Annotated in this window: 18 protein-coding genes; 7 read left to right on the top strand and 11 right to left on the bottom strand. The window is 71.8% G+C overall.

Annotated features, from left to right (window positions below; all coding sequences use genetic code 11):
- Positions 1-88: 88 nt before the first annotated feature.
- Both ASF78_RS01625 and ASF78_RS01620 read right to left on the bottom strand, forming a co-directional pair.
- A complete protein-coding gene (locus ASF78_RS01625) occupies positions 89-562 on the bottom strand; it encodes a heme-degrading domain-containing protein (protein WP_056584115.1) in 474 nt (157 codons plus the stop codon).
- Positions 559-2,850 carry an LLM class flavin-dependent oxidoreductase gene (locus ASF78_RS01620; protein ID WP_056584113.1) on the bottom strand — a complete coding sequence of 764 codons (2,292 nt, stop codon included), beginning with the start codon at positions 2,848-2,850 and terminating at the stop codon, positions 559-561. Before ASF78_RS01620 ends, ASF78_RS01625 begins: the two co-directional genes overlap by 4 nt.
- A gap of 70 nt (positions 2,851-2,920) precedes the next feature.
- Here ASF78_RS01620 and ASF78_RS01615 point away from each other — a divergent pair, with 70 nt between their 5' ends.
- The 4 genes from ASF78_RS01615 to ASF78_RS01600 are packed head-to-tail and all read left to right on the top strand — an operon-like array spanning position 2,921 to position 6,665.
- The gene (locus ASF78_RS01615) at positions 2,921-3,370 is read left to right on the top strand and encodes a helix-turn-helix transcriptional regulator (RefSeq protein ID WP_056587913.1); all 450 of its coding nucleotides are present in this window, start codon (positions 2,921-2,923) and stop codon (positions 3,368-3,370) included.
- 5 nt (positions 3,371-3,375) lie between these two features.
- Complete coding sequence (locus tag ASF78_RS01610) at positions 3,376-3,786, top strand: VOC family protein (RefSeq protein ID WP_056587910.1); 411 nt, start codon at positions 3,376-3,378, stop codon at positions 3,784-3,786.
- Positions 3,787-3,842: 56 nt separating this feature from the next.
- The gene (locus ASF78_RS01605; protein WP_056584110.1) at positions 3,843-6,206 is read left to right on the top strand and encodes an excinuclease ABC subunit UvrA; all 2,364 of its coding nucleotides are present in this window, start codon (positions 3,843-3,845) and stop codon (positions 6,204-6,206) included.
- Positions 6,207-6,236: 30 nt separating this feature from the next.
- Positions 6,237-6,665 carry an iron chaperone gene (locus ASF78_RS01600; protein ID WP_056584107.1) on the top strand — a complete coding sequence of 143 codons (429 nt, stop codon included), beginning with the start codon at positions 6,237-6,239 and terminating at the stop codon, positions 6,663-6,665.
- Between the two features lie 5 nt (positions 6,666-6,670).
- On the opposite strand, the gene ASF78_RS01595 is transcribed toward ASF78_RS01600, so the two are convergent.
- Complete coding sequence (locus ASF78_RS01595; protein WP_056584104.1) at positions 6,671-7,672, bottom strand: tyrosine-type recombinase/integrase; 1,002 nt, start codon at positions 7,670-7,672, stop codon at positions 6,671-6,673.
- A gap of 105 nt (positions 7,673-7,777) precedes the next feature.
- Here ASF78_RS01595 and ASF78_RS01590 point away from each other — a divergent pair, with 105 nt between their 5' ends.
- Entirely contained in the window at positions 7,778-8,752 is a 975-nt protein-coding gene (locus ASF78_RS01590; RefSeq protein WP_056584102.1) for a hypothetical protein, read from the top strand.
- 393 nt (positions 8,753-9,145) lie between these two features.
- On the top strand, positions 9,146-9,553 hold the full coding sequence (locus ASF78_RS01585) for a hypothetical protein (RefSeq protein WP_056584100.1): 408 nt from the start codon (positions 9,146-9,148) through the stop codon (positions 9,551-9,553).
- Positions 9,554-9,570: 17 nt separating this feature from the next.
- Here ASF78_RS01585 and ASF78_RS01580 read toward each other — a convergent pair whose 3' ends face one another.
- From ASF78_RS01580 to ASF78_RS01575, 3 genes are all read right to left on the bottom strand, one after another.
- Positions 9,571-10,017, bottom strand: coding sequence for a GNAT family N-acetyltransferase (locus tag ASF78_RS01580; RefSeq protein WP_235518342.1), 447 nt, complete (start codon positions 10,015-10,017; stop codon positions 9,571-9,573).
- An 89-nt stretch (positions 10,018-10,106) separates the two neighbouring features.
- Positions 10,107-10,268 (bottom strand): hypothetical protein, encoded by a 162-nt coding sequence (locus ASF78_RS22670; RefSeq protein WP_200940508.1) that lies wholly within the window; start codon positions 10,266-10,268, stop codon positions 10,107-10,109.
- Positions 10,269-10,331: 63 nt separating this feature from the next.
- A complete protein-coding gene (locus ASF78_RS01575; protein ID WP_056584093.1) occupies positions 10,332-10,976 on the bottom strand; it encodes an MBL fold metallo-hydrolase in 645 nt (214 codons plus the stop codon).
- Positions 10,977-11,053: 77 nt separating this feature from the next.
- Between ASF78_RS01575 and ASF78_RS01570 the strand changes: the two genes are divergently transcribed.
- Entirely contained in the window at positions 11,054-11,818 is a 765-nt protein-coding gene (locus ASF78_RS01570; RefSeq protein ID WP_056584091.1) for a ParA family protein, read from the top strand.
- 50 nt (positions 11,819-11,868) lie between these two features.
- On the opposite strand, the gene ASF78_RS01565 is transcribed toward ASF78_RS01570, so the two are convergent.
- From ASF78_RS01565 to ASF78_RS01545, 5 genes are all read right to left on the bottom strand, one after another.
- Complete coding sequence (locus ASF78_RS01565; RefSeq protein ID WP_056584087.1) at positions 11,869-12,462, bottom strand: MerR family transcriptional regulator; 594 nt, start codon at positions 12,460-12,462, stop codon at positions 11,869-11,871.
- A gap of 179 nt (positions 12,463-12,641) precedes the next feature.
- Complete coding sequence (locus tag ASF78_RS01560) at positions 12,642-13,166, bottom strand: bifunctional nuclease family protein (protein ID WP_056584083.1); 525 nt, start codon at positions 13,164-13,166, stop codon at positions 12,642-12,644.
- A gap of 70 nt (positions 13,167-13,236) precedes the next feature.
- Positions 13,237-14,007 carry a MerR family transcriptional regulator gene (locus tag ASF78_RS01555; protein WP_235518341.1) on the bottom strand — a complete coding sequence of 257 codons (771 nt, stop codon included), beginning with the start codon at positions 14,005-14,007 and terminating at the stop codon, positions 13,237-13,239.
- A gap of 40 nt (positions 14,008-14,047) precedes the next feature.
- Positions 14,048-14,512, bottom strand: coding sequence for an FHA domain-containing protein (locus ASF78_RS01550; protein WP_056584078.1), 465 nt, complete (start codon positions 14,510-14,512; stop codon positions 14,048-14,050).
- A gap of 141 nt (positions 14,513-14,653) precedes the next feature.
- Positions 14,654-15,850 (bottom strand): DUF881 domain-containing protein, encoded by a 1,197-nt coding sequence (locus ASF78_RS01545; RefSeq protein WP_156373997.1) that lies wholly within the window; start codon positions 15,848-15,850, stop codon positions 14,654-14,656.
- Between the last annotated feature and the right edge of the window lies 1 nt (position 15,851).

Below are 15,851 nucleotides of genomic sequence, written 5' to 3'. Positions count from 1 at the left end.
CCGCCAGGATCGGGCGCACCCGAGGGAGTCGGTGCCCGGCCACGGTGATCGGTGGGTGGTCACCGCGCCCGAGGGGGCTGTGGGCGGCTCAGGCGAGGTGCGCGACGAGCGCCTCGACGACGAGCGCGTGGTCGTCGGCCTGGGGGAGACCCGAGACCGTCACCACGCCCACGATGCCGACGTCGCGGACGCGCACGGGGAACGCCCCGCCGTGCGCGGCGAACTGCTGCAGCGGCAGGTCGTGCTGCGCCGCGAACGTCGTGCCCTTGACCGTCGCACGCAGGCCGACGAGGTACGACGACGCCCCGAACCTCTCCACGACGCGGACCTTGCGCTCGACCCAGCTGTCGTTGTCGGGCGTCGTCCCCGGGCGTGCCGCGTGGAAGAGCTGCTGGGTCCCGCGGCGGATGTCCACGGTGACCGGCAGGTCGCGCTCCTGGGCGATCTCGACGAGCAGGCAGCCGAGGCGCCAGGCGTCGTCGTGGGTGAAGGTCGCGAAGACGAGGTCGTGCTCCTGCTGCTCGACGCGCGCGATGACGTCGGCGATGTCGTCGGTGCTCATGTCGCCATCGTGGCACGCGGCTCGTCGGGCGTCGGTGCGACCCCGAAGTTGCCGTCGAACACGTGGTCGGGGTCGTACACGGCCTTGAGCCGCCCGAGACGCGCGAGCGTGGCGGGAGGGAACGCCTGGGCGAGCCGGTCGGGGGACTGGTTCGTCTCGAAGCTGAGGTAGACCCCGTCGAGGTGCGGTCCGAGCCGCTCCCACCATGCGTCGATCCCGGCGCGGCGGCTGCCCCGGGCGGAGGCGAGGAGCGAGAAGTTCTGCGACCGGTGGGCGTAGGCGGTGGCCGCCGGGTCGACGTCGTTGACCGCGGCCCCGACCGCCCTCAGCTGCACCATGTCGGCGTCGCCGCCGGCCAGGAGCCCGGCGAGCAGTGCGGCGAGCTCGGGGGTCACGTGCTCGACCAGCCCTCCACGGGTGGCGGGCGCGGAGCCACCGGTGTGCTCGCCGTGGTGGGCGGCGACCGTCGCGGCGTAGGGCACCAGCCGGGCCTGCTGCTGGAGCACCGGTGCCAGGTCCAGGAACCGTTCCAGGGCGACGACGGCGGCCTCCGTGTCGTCGTTCGCCCAGACGACGATCGTGTACCCGACGGCGGGGTCCTGGCCCCGGGCGGGCACCAGGCTGAGGAAGCTGGTGAGCTCGCGCGGCGCGGACTCCACGAGCTCCGCCCAGGCCTGCACGAACGGGGCGGTGTCGGTCGCGTCGAAGATAATCGTCGCGTGGACGACGTCGCCGACCTCGGCCGCCTCGATCTCCACGGCGGTGAGGATGCCGACGTTCGCGCCCGCGCCGCGCACTGCCCAGAACAGGTCGGGCTCGTGGTCGGCGTCGGTCCGCACCAGGCGCCCGTCCGCGAGGACGACCTCGGCGGCGACCACATGGTCGAGAGTGAGCCCGTACGACCGTCCGAGGAAGCCCTGCCCGCCGGCGGTGACGAGTCCGCCGACCCCGACGTCGCCGTAGTCGCCCGAGCTGATGGCGAGGCCGTGCGGCGACAGCGCGGCCGCCACGTCGCCCCAGCGGGCGCCCGCTCCGAGGCGGACGAGCCGCTGCTCACGGTCGAGCACCTCGACGGTGTCGAGCGCGCCGACGTCGATCACGATGCCGCCGTCGTTGGTGGACCGGCCGCTGATCCCGTGCCCCCCGCTGCGCACCGCGAAGGGCACCTCCTGCGCTCTCGCGAAGGCGAGCGCGTCCCGGACCGCCTCGGCGTCCTGGGGTCGCAGGACGAGCCCGGGGGAGCCCGCGTAGACGTACGACGAGCGGACGCGGGCGTACTCGCGGTCACCGGGTTCCACGGCGGTCGCGACGAGCGAGTCGGGCAGGCCGTCGTAGTCGATCCCGGCCCGCCGCCTGGCCAGGAGTGCGGCGGGGCGGACCGAGCCCGTCCGGGTCCCGGCTGCCGTGCGCGCCGCGGCCACGGCGTCGCGGAGGACGGGCGCGACCTCCTCGCCGAACCGCGCGATCGCCGCAGGGTCGTCGCTGCCGAGGATGAACGTCGAGATGCCGTCGTCCAGGACGAGCGGGAGCAGGTCCTCGACCCAGCGATCGGGCGGCCCCTGGAGGAAGCCGGCGCCGGAGAAGGACCCGCCACCGAGGTTGAGCAGGCGGCGGATCTCCCGCGGGTCGCGGCCGGCCGCCTCTGCCGCCTCGTCGATCCGGGCGTTGCCCGCGGCCAGGTCTCCGTCCTTCAGGTAGCCGAGGCTCGGCAGCCAGCCGTCCGCCTTGCGGCCCACGAGACCGAGCATCCGCGGCTTGTACGCGCCGACCCAGATGGGGATGTCGTGGGCTGGCGCCGGGCCGCGCTTGGCCCCGTCGACGCGGTGGTGGGTCCCGTGGACACGCAGCGGGGTCCGCTCGTTCGTGTCCCAGATGCCGCGGACGATGTCGATGGCCTCGTCCAGTGCGTCCACGCCCTGTCCGGGGGTGAGCCGCGGGGACCCCATCGCGACGATCGCGTCCCAGAACGCCCCGGAGCCGAGGCCCAGCGCGAACCGGCCGCCCGACAGCAGGTCGAGGCTCGCCGCGGCGCGTGCGAGGACCGCAGGGGGGCGCAGCGGGAGGTTGAGCACGTTGCCCGCGACGTGGATGCGCTCCGTCGATGCGGCGACCCAGGAGAGCAGGGTCCATGTGTCGAGGAACGCCGGCTGGTACGGGTGGTCCTGGAACGTCACGAGGTCGAGCCCGGCGCGCTCGCTCGCCTGCGCGAGCGCGACGACCTGCTGGGGGTTCTCGGCAGCGGGGGTCAGGAAGGTGCCGAGCACGAGCTCGTGTCCGTAGTCAGGCATGGAGCGGCTCCTTGTGGTTGATGCTTCAACTATATGCCGGACGGTGCTGCCGCGTGGCACGATCGTGCGGGTGAGCAGCACGCCGGCCACGGCCCAGCACCTGAGCGACCTCGTGCGTCTGCGACGCGTGCGGGACCGGATCGACCGCGAGTACGCCCAGCCCCTGGACGTCGAGGCGCTCGCGCGGGGCGCGCACATGTCGGCCGGGCACCTCAGTCGTGAGTTCCGACGCGCCTACGGCGAGTCCCCGTACGCCTACCTCATGACCCGCCGCATCGAACGTGCGATGTCCCTGCTCCGCCGCGGGGACCTGAGTGTCACCGAGGTCTGCTTCGCGGTCGGCTGCTCGTCCCTCGGGACGTTCAGCACACGCTTCACCGAGCTGGTCGGCGTGCCCCCGAGCGTCTACCGCCGCGAGCACGCGGGCGTGACCGAGGGGATGCCCTCGTGCGTCGCCAAGCAGGTGACCAGACCGGTCAGGAATCGAGAAGCGCGGACCCCGGAACCCCACCTAGCGTGACCGTCATGGACCTCACCCTCCACTACGCCTTCCTCCCGCACGACGACGCGGACGCCGCCCTGGCGTTCTATCGCGACATCCTCGGCTTCGAGGTCCGCAACGACGTCGGCTACAACGGCCTGCGCTGGATCACGGTCGGCCCCGCCGACCCGTCGGCACCGGCGATCGTCCTGCACCCGCCCGCAGCCGAGCCCGGCCTCACGGACGACGAGCGCCGCACGATCGTCGAGATGATGGCGAAGGGCAGCTACGCCGCCATCACCCTGGCGACCCACGACCTCGACAGCGTGTTCGCACGGCTCGAGGCCGGCGGCGCCGAGGTCGTCCAGGAGCCGACGGACCAGCCGTACGGCGTGCGCGACTGCGCGTTCCGGGACCCGTCGGGCAACCTCCTGCGGATCAACGAGCTCGGCTGAGCGACGCTGGTGAGTTCGAGACCGCCCGGCACCCCCACGACACCGAGGGAGCCACGATGAGCACGACGCCGCATCCCGCAGACAGCCACGACCTGATCCGCGTGCACGGGGCACGCGAGAACAACCTCAAGGACATCAGCGTCGAGATCCCGAAGCGCCGCCTGACGGTGTTCACCGGCGTCTCGGGCTCGGGCAAGAGCTCGCTCGTGTTCGACACGATCGCCGCCGACTCGCAGCGGATGATCAACGAGACGTACAGCGCCTTCGTCCAGGGCTTCATGCCGACGCTGGCACGCCCCGACGTCGACGTCCTCGACGGTCTGACGACGGCGATCATCGTCGATCAGGAGCGGATGGGCGCCAACCCGCGCTCCACGGTCGGCACCGCCACGGACGCCAACGCGATGCTCCGCATCCTGTTCAGCCGGCTCGGGACCCCCCACATCGGACCACCCCAGGCCTACTCGTTCAACGTCGCCTCGATCAGCGGCGCCGGCGCGGTGACCATCGAGCGCGGGGGTCGCGAGACCAAGGAGAAGCGCAGCTTCAGCATCCTCGGGGGCATGTGCCCGCGCTGCGAGGGCCGCGGGTCCGTCAACGACATCGACCTGACACAGCTCTACGACGCCAGCAAGTCCCTGAACGAGAACGCGCTGACGATCCCCGGCTACAGCATGGACGGCTGGTACGGCCGGATCTTCCGGGGCTGCGGCTTCTTCGACCCCGACAAGCCGATCGCGAGGTACACCAAGCGGGAGCTGGACGCGCTCCTCTACAAGGAGCCGACCAAGATCCAGGTCGACGGCATCAACCTCACCTACGAGGGATTGATCCCGCGCCTCCAGAAGTCGTACCTGGCCAAGGACGTCGAGGCGTTGCAGCCCCACATCCGCGCCTTCGTCGAGCGCGCGGTGACGTTCTCGACGTGCCCCGACTGCGACGGCACCCGGCTGAGCAAGGAAGCCCGCTCGTCGACCATCCAGGGCAAGAGCATCGCCGACGTGTGCGCGATGCAGATCAGCGACGTCGCCGACTGGGTCCGAGGGCTCGACGAGCCGTCGGTCGCGCCCCTGCTGACCGGGCTGCAGCTCCTGCTCGACTCGTTCACGGACATCGGTCTCGGCTACCTCTCACTGGACCGGTCGTCGGGGACGCTGTCCGGGGGAGAGGCCCAGCGCACCAAGATGATCCGGCACCTCGGGTCGTCGCTGACCGACGTCACCTACGTCTTCGACGAGCCGTCGATCGGTCTGCACCCGCACGACATCCAGCGGATGAACCAACTGCTGCTGCAGCTGCGGGACAAGGGCAACACGGTGCTCGTCGTGGAGCACAAGCCGGAGATGATCACGATCGCCGACCGCGTCGTCGACCTCGGCCCCGGCGCCGGGACGGCGGGCGGCACCGTCTGCTTCGAGGGCACCGTCGAGGAGCTGCGGGCCAGCGGGACCCTGACCGGCAAGCACCTCGACGACCGCGCCTCGGTGAAGCCCGAGGTCCGCTCGCCATCCGGCGCGCTCCAGATCCGCGGTGCGGCGGCCAACAACCTGCGCGACGTCGGCGTCGACGTCCCGCTCGGCGTCCTGGTCGTCATCACCGGAGTCGCGGGCTCCGGCAAGAGCTCGCTCGTGCACGGCTCGATCCCCGCCGGCGACGGCGTCGTGTCGATCGACCAGGGCGCGATCCGCGGGTCCCGGCGCAGCAACCCGGCGACCTACACCGGGCTGCTGGAGCCGGTCCGCAAGGCGTTCGCCAAGGCCAACGGCGTGAAGCCGGCACTCTTCAGCGCCAACTCCGAGGGCGCGTGCCCCGCGTGCAACGGCGCCGGCGTCATCTACACGGACCTCGCCATGATGAGCGGCGTCGCCACCGTCTGCGAGGTGTGCGAGGGAAAGCGCTTCCAAGCCTCGGTCCTCGAGTACCGCCTGGGAGGCCGGGACATCAGCGAGGTGCTCGCCATGTCCGTCACCGAGGCCGAGCAGTTCTTCGGTGCGGGGGAGGCCCGGACCCCTGCGGCCCACGCCGTCCTGGCACGGCTCGTCGACGTCGGGCTCGGGTACATCAGCCTCGGCCAGCCGCTGCCGACGCTGTCCGGCGGGGAGCGGCAGCGACTCAAGCTGGCGACGCACATGGGGGAGAAGGGCACGGTCTACGTGCTCGACGAGCCGACGACGGGCCTGCACCTCGCCGACGTCGAGAACCTGCTGGGCCTGCTCGACCGGCTGGTCGACGCGGGGAAGTCGGTCATCGTGATCGAGCACCACCAGGCGGTCATGGCGCACGCCGACTGGATCATCGACCTCGGACCCGGCGCCGGCCACGACGGCGGCCTGGTCGTCTTCGAGGGCACGCCCGCCGACCTCGTCGCCACCCGCTCCACCCTGACCGGGGAGCACCTCGCCGCCTACGTCGGCGCCTGACCACCACGAACCACGAGAAGGGATCGGACCATGCCTGAGAGCAAGAAGGCCGGAGCGTTCACCGAGGAAGAGCGCGACGCGATGAAGGAACGCGCCAAGGAGACCCGCCGCGGCTCGAAGGCGGCCAACGGCGAGAAGGACCTGCTCGCCAAGATCGCCGAGATGGACTCCGGCGACCGCGTGATGGCGGAGCGCATCCACGCCATCGTCACCGAGACCGCACCCGACCTCCTGCCCAAGACCTGGTACGGGCAACCCGCCTACGCCACCAAGGAAGGCAAGGTCATCGTCTTCTTCCAGGCGGCCTCGAAGTTCAAGACGCGGTACGCGACCCTCGGCTTCAACGAGGACGCGAAGCTGGACGACGGCTCGATGTGGCCGACGGCGTTCGCACTCGTCTCGCTCACGGCAGCCGACGAGAAGCACATCGCGGAGCTGGTGAAGAAGGCCGTCGCCTGAATCTCCTACCGGGTGCGCGCGCGCAGCACCTGTCGGGCGGGGGAGAGGAGGGCGGCGTCGCGGACGTCGGCCGCCGTGGCCTTCACGTAGATGCCGGTGGTCTTCAGGTCCTCGTGGCCGAGGAGCGCCTGCACCGCGGGCGCGGGCACCCCGGAGCGGATCAGTCCCTTGGCGTAGGTGTGCCGGAAACCGTGCGCCGACTCGCCCTCCTGCTTGGGCACCCCGGAGCGGGCGATCCACCCGTCGACGAGGTGGCGGAGGGCGCCACGCGTGAGCGGGACGCCGTCGGCCCGACGCAGCAGGGGAGAGGCGGCCGGCAGCGTGCCGAACCGTGCGGTGCGCTCCTGGAGGTACTCCTCGACGAACGTGATCGCCTCCGGGGGCACCGGGACGATCCGCTGCCGGTTGCCCTTCCCGATCACCGACATGACGACCTCGCCGCCGGAGTCGCGCCGGAGCGACTGCTCGGAGACTGCGCACAGCTCGGCGGCACGGACGCCCGTGGTGGACAGCAGCGCGAACGTGGCGCGCTCCAGGGCGGGCCAGCGGCGGGCGTGAGCCTTGCGCTCCTCCCACACCGCGTCGGCGAGCCGCTCGAGCTCGTCGTCGTTCCAGCCGGCAGGCAGACGGACCGGGCGCTCGGGCGCCTCGATGCGCAGCGTCGGGTCGACGCCGAGATGCCCCTCCAGCTGGAGCCAGTGGCACAGCAGCCGCAGCGTGCCGACCCGGCGCTGCGTCGTGCTCACGGCTTCCTGGAGACGGATGACGCGGTACGCGTTCTTGATCTGCGTCTCGGTCAGGTCGTCGACGAGGACGACGGTCAGCGGAGCGGGGTCCTCGGCTGTGGGCTTGTCGCCGAGCCGTCCGGTCTGGCGGGCGATCACGGTGGCCCACACGACGATGTCCCGGCGGTAGTTCTCCCGTGAGCTCTCCGTGAGGCCACGGCGCGTGAGCGTCGCACGGTCGATGAGGAACTGGTCGACGACCTCGCTCAGCGGCACACCCATGCGTCGCACCGTAGGTCGGCTCCACGCGCCGAGGGCGGCGCCGCGCCGCAGTTGCGCGCATAGTGTCCCGGAGCGCCCGCGTGACGTGAGCCGTGGGGGAGCGCTGTGGAGCCTCACGCCGGTCTCGCGATCACGAGGGCGCCGAGCGCTCTGGACTCCGCCGACGCGCTGCGGAACGCTCGAGGTGTGGGGGCGACGGGCGAGCGTCGGGACCGAGCGCGTCAGCGCTGGCATGCCTGGCTCCGGCTCGCGATCTCGATCGCGGGCGGACTGGTCCTCGGCGTGTCGGTGGTCGTCTGGGCGTCGACGGGCCGCGACCGTCCGTGGAGGGACGACCCGTTCGTCGCGTGGGGCATCCTCGCCACGGCCCTGACCGTCGCGTCGGGCTGCTGCCTCGATCTCGGCCGACGCCGAGACCGGCTGATCCACTCGATCCGCGCCGTCCCACGACAGACGACCCACCACCTGAGCTTCGCGCTCGTCCTGCTCCTCACGGCAGTGGTGACGGCGACGCTGGCTCGCGATCCCTCGGCCGGGTCCGTGCGGGGCGGTGTCCTCGTCATTGTCGCCATCCTGGGGTCGAGCCCCATCGCTGCGGCGCTCGTCGACGTCCGCAGCGCAGTCCGTTCCGTGCCGCCGGGAATCCACCTCGGCGCCCGCGTGCAGGAGTACCTGACGCTTCGGGACATCGCGCGGAGCATGCTGCCACCGCTGGGTGGCCTCGTGGCTCTGGCGACCCTCGCACTCGGTGCAGCGGGTCAGATGAGCCTGCCCGTAGGACGGGAACCCGCACCGGTGGCCACGGTCGTCATCTTCGGCCTGACGGGGACCGTCTTCGTCGCGGTGGTGTACGGGTTCGCGCGCCAGGCACTGCAGACGGAGGGCTACACGCTGCTGTCGGTCCTGTCGCCCTTGGCAACCGTGGCCGACGCGGAGGTCGCCGCCGAGCTCGCCAACCGCACGACGATCGAAGAACAGCTCGGCCTGAACGCGACGCTCCTCAAGGAGCTCACTGCCGGGATCGTCATCCTGGGGCCGCTGCTGGCGGGTCTCACGGCGCTGTACCTCGACGTCGCCTGAGGTCCGTCGACCGTCCCACCGTGTGGGGGTGCGGGCGAGCGTTCTCTATGTTTCTCGCATAGTGCCGCCTATGTGCGTAACGCCATGATTCCACGCTGGGAAGGGGTCGTTCCTGGTCGCCACCACGAGCCGTGCCGAATGCCAGGCTCCGTGGCGCCCGGCGATCGCGTCCGCTCCGTTCGACGGCGCCCACGAGCACCCGTCCGGGACGCCTGCGGGCCTGCAGACCAGGTGCCGCGCCCGTGACGTCCTCGGACGCCCGACCGTCGAGCCATCGACACCGACTGCACGTTATGACATAACGTCGGCCACCCCCCGGTATCTGCCTGGCTCGCGACGGCCTCCTCCTTCGCACGGGCCGCGACGACGCGGCCACCCGACGAGGAGGTCATCATGCATCTGCGCCACAAGCTTGCCGTCGCTGCGACGGCGGTCGTCCTGGCCGGCTCGGGAACCATCGCCTCGGCGGGACCCGCCGCGGCTGTGAGCTCCTACGCCGAGCTCTTCATCAGCCCGTCGTGGGACCACCCGGGCTACTACGTCGTCGTCGTCTCAGGCCACGTGCACAACGGAGCCGGGGTCAGGGTCGGCATGCGCCTCATCGGCGATGACCCGGTGTTCAACGACGACCTGCAGGTCTCGCGCACCACCAACACCCCGACCGGAGAGTTCTCCATGGAGGTGCTCGTCTGGCACGGCACCCTCAACGAGGACCCGGAAGGACGCGACGAGATCTTCGCCAAGGTCAGCGCCTCGAACGGGTGGAGCGCCAGCACGGCGAACGTCAACGGCCACTTCTGAGCGGACGGACGGCGTCATCACGCGGGCGCGGCGTCCCGCAGGGTCAGGACGTACCGTTCCTCGGTCTGCGTCTGGTCCCGCGGGACCACCTGCCGCTCGCCGGTACGCGTGAAGCCGGCCCGCACGAACAGGTCGCCCGCGGCATGGTTGCCGTCGAGCAGCCAGAGCGACACGGTCCGGGCGTCCTGTGCGACGGCCGCCTGTCGCACGGCGTCGAGCAAGGACCAGCCGACGCCGTGCCGACGCGACTCCGGTGCCACCCAGAGGGCGACGACGTGCCGGTCGTCCACCGGCGATCCGGGCTCCTGCATCATCGTGACGATCCCGCGGCCCACGCCGTCGTCGTCCACGGCGACCCAGGTCGTCGTCGTCCGCACACGCATCCGCCAGTGGGACTCGGTGAACCGTTCCTCCCTGGTCAGCGACGCTCCGAACACGTTCGGGTCCTCACGCAGGGCGCGCAACCGGACATCCTGGACAAGTCGCCAGTCGTTCTCCACCACCTGTTGGACAAGCACAGTCACAGGATGCCTCAGGTCGGAGGAATGGGCGCTCAGGGCTCGTCGCGTGCCGTCGGCTCGCCTGCGGGTGCGCCACCGTGCCCGGCAGGATCAGGGACGGCGCGCGCAGCGTCCGCGATCTCCTCCTCCGGCCGGGGCGGCACGGTCTCGTCGTACTCGAGCTCGGGCACCTCGTGCTCCACGGACTCCGTCACAGGGGTCTCCTTCCGTCGCGACCACCGTACGGGCGGGGCAGGTGCAGCGACAGCGGAGCGGGCTCAGAGGTCGATGCCGTCGCCCGGGTCGAGCGAGATCGGGTCCCCCGCGCCGCCGAGCCGACCGAGCAGACCGATCGCCATCCCCTGGCCGATCGCACTGAGCAGGGCGTCGTGGACCACCACCACCCGGCCCGGCCCGATGGTGCGGACGTAGTCGACGACCTCGCCCAGCTTGAGCCACGGCGCGCCGAGCGGTGTGCAGAGCACGTCGACCGAGGCACCCGCGGCGTCGACGTAGGCGTCACCCGGGTGGAGCACGCCCTCGACGAGGTAGCCCACGTTGTGGATGCGCGGCACGTCCTGGTGGACCAGGGCGTGCCACTCCCCCAGTGTCACCACGTCGAAACCGCCGGCGGAGAACGTCTCACCCGCGCGGACCGGGTGGACGCGATCCTCGGGTGCACCGGCCTCGACCAGCACGTCGACCACCGACTGCGGAGCCCACACGTGCACGCCACCTTGGACCGCCTCCACGACGGGCTCCGTGGCGACGTGGTCGGGGTGCTCGTGCGTGACGAGGACCGCCTCCACCCCGTCGAGCGCACCGGGGAGGTCGGAGAAGACCCCCGGGTCGATGACCAGGCGGTCGGCCCCGCGGTCGAGTCGGATGCAGGCATGTCCCCAGCGCGTCAGGCGGATGCTCATCCGAGCAGTCTCGCCTGACCAGCACGAACGCGCGCGGCGTTTCGCTCCCGACGCGTCGCCCGGATACGGTTGCGCACGTGCTGGTGCTCGGGGTGTGCAGTCTCAAGGGTGGCGTGGGCAAGACGTCGATCACCCTCGGTCTGGCGTCGGCGGCCCTCGAACGCGGGCTGCGCACGTTGGTGATCGACCTGGACCCCCAGGGCGACAGCACCATGGCGCTCGGGGCACGGCCGCAGGCAGGCGACGTCGCGTCGGTCCTCGACGAGCCCGGCGAGTCGACCATGGCCGCGGCGACCGTGCTGTCCTCCTGGGCCGACGACGGTCTCGACGTCCTCGCCGGCTCGGAACGGTCCGCCGTGCACGACCGGCTCGACGGCACCGACGTCGACCGACTGCGCTATGCGCTCTCGTGGGTCCACGGGTACGACCTCGTGGTCATCGACTGCCCGCCGTCCCTCGGTGGGCTCACACGGACCGGACTGGCAGCCTGCGACCGCGCGCTCGTCGTCACCGAGCCCGGACTGTTCGCGGTCATGGCGGTCGGGCGGGCGATGCGCACCATCGACGAGCTCCGTCGCGGTCCGGCACCCGCGCTCCAGCCTCTCGGCATCGTCGTCAACCGGGTCCGGTCCCGCTCGATCGAGCAGGCGTTCCGCCTCGAGGAGCTGCAGACGCTCTACGGACCGCTGGTCCTCACTCCCCCGGTGCCAGAACGCGCAGCACTCCAGCAGGCTCAGGGCGCCGCGCAGCCGGTGCACGCGTGGCCCGGTGCCGCAGCCGCCGAGCTGGCGCGCACGTTCGACGCGTTGCTCGACCGGGCCCTGCGCGCACCCCGGCACTGACGCACGAAGAGCGGCCACCCGGACGGGCAGCCGCTCTCGAGGTGCGTGGCTCAGCCTGCGGTGCGCGCCTGACGACGCAGTGCGAGCTCGTCGTGCGCCGACGGCTGGATGACGACCTCGTCCTCCTCGTCCGCCCGTTCGGTCGGCAGCGCGGCGAGGGTGCCCTCGACCTCCCGCCAGACCCGACCGACCGCGATGCCGAAGACACCCTGGCCACCCTGGACGAGGTCGATCACCTCGTCGGCGGACGTGCACTCGTAGACGCTCGCGCCGTCGGACATCAGCGTGATCTGGGCGAGGTCGTCGACCCCGCGCTCGCGCAGGTGGCTCACCGCCGTGCGGATCTGCTGCAAGGAGACGCCGGTGTCGAGCAGACGCTTGACCACCTTGAGGACGAGGATGTCCCGGAAGCTGTACAGCCGCTGCGTGCCCGAACCGGTCGCCGGACGGATCGACGGCTCGACGAGCCCGGTACGCGCCCAGTAGTCGAGCTGGCGGTAGGTGATGCCGGCGGCCCGGCACGCGGTGGGTCCGCGGTAGCCGGTCGCGGTGTCGAGGTCAGGGAGGTCGTCGTCGAACAGCATGCCCTGAGCGCGCTGCGGCACTGCCCCGCTGACGCTCTCGGCGCTCTCGTTGCTGGTCACGAATCCTCCACTCGTCGCACGCCGGTCGGCGGACATCTCCCCCGGCTGCTTGTCAGACTAGGCCCGTGGGGGTGCAGACGCCATGACGCCCACGGGCGTGTCGCGACGGGCGAGTCTTACCTTCGACCTGAACGCGAAGGTTTGGTCCTCAGTACCCACGAGCAACCGTCGGCGCCGGCTCACCGAGCCTCTCCGCCACCCTGGTCGTCCGGTTCCACCCCCGTGGTGAAGTCCTCCGGCGTGACGACGTCCAGGAACCGTCGGAACCGCTCGAGATCCTGTTCCGACGTGGTGGTCCGCACCTCCACACCCGCCACGGCCACGACCTCGGCGGAGCACAGGACGGGACACCCGAACCGCAACGCCATCGCGATCGCGTCCGAGGCGCGCGAGTCCACGCGCGGCCCCGTGCGCAGGACGAGCTCGGCATGGAACACGCCGTCCTCGAGCCGGGTGATCTCGACGCGGCTCAGGCCGGAGCCCGTCGCGATCAGCACGTCACGCAGGAGGTCGTGCGTCATCGGCCGCGGGGGCACGATCCCTGCCTGGGCGGAGGCGATGGCACTCGCCTCGGCCGGCCCGATGAGGATCGGGACGAGGAGCTCGGAGTCCGGGTCGAGGAGCAGCACGACGATCTCCTCGTCGGCGAGATGCTGGCGCACGCCGACGATCTCGACCGGAACCAGCTCGGCGTCCTCTCCCATGCAGCCCACGCTACGACGCGGACGGCGATCCGGCGCCCCCCACGGGCTCGCGAAGTGAGTCAGGTGCCCGTCACGGGGTCAGGTCGGCCACGGCCGCGCGCACGAGCGCGGTGTGCATCTGCGTGCACAGCTCGCCCACCTCGGCCGCCAACGTGCTCGCGCGCGCACGCGACGACGCGCTGCGCTGGCCACGCCACGGCGTGACGACCTGCTCGACCAGATCCGCCTGGCGGTCCGCCGACGTGCGGAACTGCCGGAGATGACGCGCGTCGATGCCGTGCTCGGCCAGGGCCGCGGCGGCGACCACGATCTCCCTCGCCCACAGGTCGAACGACCCGGAGCGGTGCACCCGCAGCACGCCCGCGGTGACGAGCTCCTCGACGAAGCCCACCTCGACCCCGGACTCGCGCGCGAGCACGTCGATCGTCCATCGCGTCCCTGCGACCTCGCGGACCCCGTCACGCGTCGCGAGCCGTGCGCGCGGGGCGGGCTCGTCCTCCTCGCCGGCGTCGAGAGCCGCGAGTCGGTCGCCGATGACCTTCAACGGCATGTACCTGTCGCGCTGCTGGCGGAGCACGAACCGCAGCCGCTCGATGTCGGCGGGCGAGTACTGCCGGTACCCGGCTGCGGTCCGCACCGGCTCGACGAGCCCCTGCTCCTCGAGGAAGCGCAGCTTGGAGGTCGTGACCGCGGGGAACTCGATCTGCAACGACGCGAGCACGTCGGAGATCCGCATCGAGGCGCGACGCGAGATGCCACGGGGCCACGGCTCGTGCTCACCGTCGCGGGTGGTCACGTCCGCAGTCGGAGCCTGGACGCGCTGCGCGCGGGCGTTCGTCACGAGGCGAACCCTCTCAGGCCGAGCGTCCGGAAACGGCCGGTCACGCGCCGGCCGCGTCGCGGTGCGGGCTGGGGTGGAACGTCATGCGGTACTTGCCGATCTGCACCTCGTCGCCGGAGCGCAGCACGGACTGGTCGATCCGGGACCGGTTGACGTAGGTGCCGTTCAGCGAGCCGATGTCCCGGACGGCGAACGTCGTCCCCTCGCGGACGAACTCCGCGTGCTTGCGCGACACCGTCACGTCGTCGAGGAAGATGTCGGCTGCCGTCGACCGGCCCGCGACGGTCCGCTCCGCGTCGAGGAGGAACCGCGCCCCGGCGCTGGGGCCCCGCTGCATGACCAGGAGGGCCGACGTCGGCGGGAGCGCGTGCACGGCAGCGACCTCGTCCGGCGTCAGTCCGACAGGCGCCGACGCCTCGATCTCGACCGGCTCGATCGCTCCGAAGCTCATCGTCGTGTCGGGTCCGTGGGCTGGACGCCCGACCTGCGGGTCTTCGCCGCTCATGCCACCTCCCGGGCCCGTTCTTCACGTCGACCACCGGTGTGCCTCGGGGTCAGGCACACCCTATGCGGACCGAGCGGGTCGGCGCAGCACGTCCCACGCTCTCGCCGGGCACGATCGCGCTGGTGGCCGCGCAGATCGGGACTAATCCCCCTGCGGAGGGACCGGGGTCGCGTACACGGGATCCGGCACGGAACGCACCGCGTCGACCTCGACGTGGTCCAGCTGGTCCACGGTCCCCTTGCCGCCGTTGTTGCGCACCTGCGCCATCGCGCCGCCGGGGATCTGCAGCGCCGGCGCGATGTTGTCCGGGTCGCCGATCGCGATCCACCGGTACGGGGCGCTCAGCTCGACTCCGTCGAGCACCACCGCGCCGCCGGTCCCGGTGAACGCGCTGCTCGCCGTGATGCGCTGGTCGTTCAGCTGGATCGCCTCAGCCCCGGCGTTGCGCATCTCCTCGAGCATGTTGAGCATCGTGAACGGCTTGATGGGCCGGTCGGACTCCGTGAGGGTGACGATCACCCCCGGGCCCTCGGCCGGCAGCCGACCGGCGAGGATCCCCTGCGTCTCGGCACTGCGGCGCAGGGCGTCCAGTGCCGCCTGGCGGCGGTCCGACCCGGAGAGCAGGTCGTCGCGCTCCCGTGCCAGGTCGGCGGCCTCACGCGCGAGCGCGTCCCCCCGGTTCGTCGTCTCGTCGAGGATGCGGACGAGGTCGCCCTGTCGCATCCCGGCGAGATCGGTCTCGCCCGACTGACGCACCTGCGCCACCAGGGCGAACCCGAGGCCCGCGCACAGGACGGCCGCCACGATCTGCGCCCTGGTCGCCCGCGGTGCCAGCGCTCGGCCGAGGACGGCCCACCCGCTCGGTGGCTCGACCGGGACGGGATCGACGTCCGGGGCGCCGGCCTCGGTCGCGTCCGCGACCTCCGGCTCGTCCTCCGGTGCGACGAACACCCGGACGTCCTGCGGTCGGTGGTCGAGGCCGTCCGGGGCCGTCCTCGTCGGGAGGTCACGTTCGTCGGGCTCGTCCGGCGATGGTGACCCGGGAACGTCGTCCAAGGTCTCGTCCGGCACGACCGGCGGCAAGGAGTTCGGCTCGGCCTCTTCCGGCTCGTCCGGCACCACCGGCGGCAGTGAGTTCGGCTCGGCGTCCTCCGGCTCGTCCGGCACCACCGGCGGCAGCGAGTTCGGCTCGGCGTCCTCCGGCTCGTCCGGCACGACCGGCGGCAGGGAGTTCGGCTCGGCGTCCGCCGGACCCTCCGGCACGACGGGCGGCACGGAGCTCGGCTCGTCCCCGGGCAGTGTCGCGTCCTGCGCGTCGCGACCGTCCTGTGGCTGCATC

The sequence above is a fragment of the Cellulomonas sp. Leaf334 genome (assembly GCF_001424195.1).
GTDB lineage: Bacteria > Actinomycetota > Actinomycetes > Actinomycetales > Cellulomonadaceae > Cellulomonas.
This window is presented reverse-complemented; position numbering and strand designations above follow the sequence as displayed.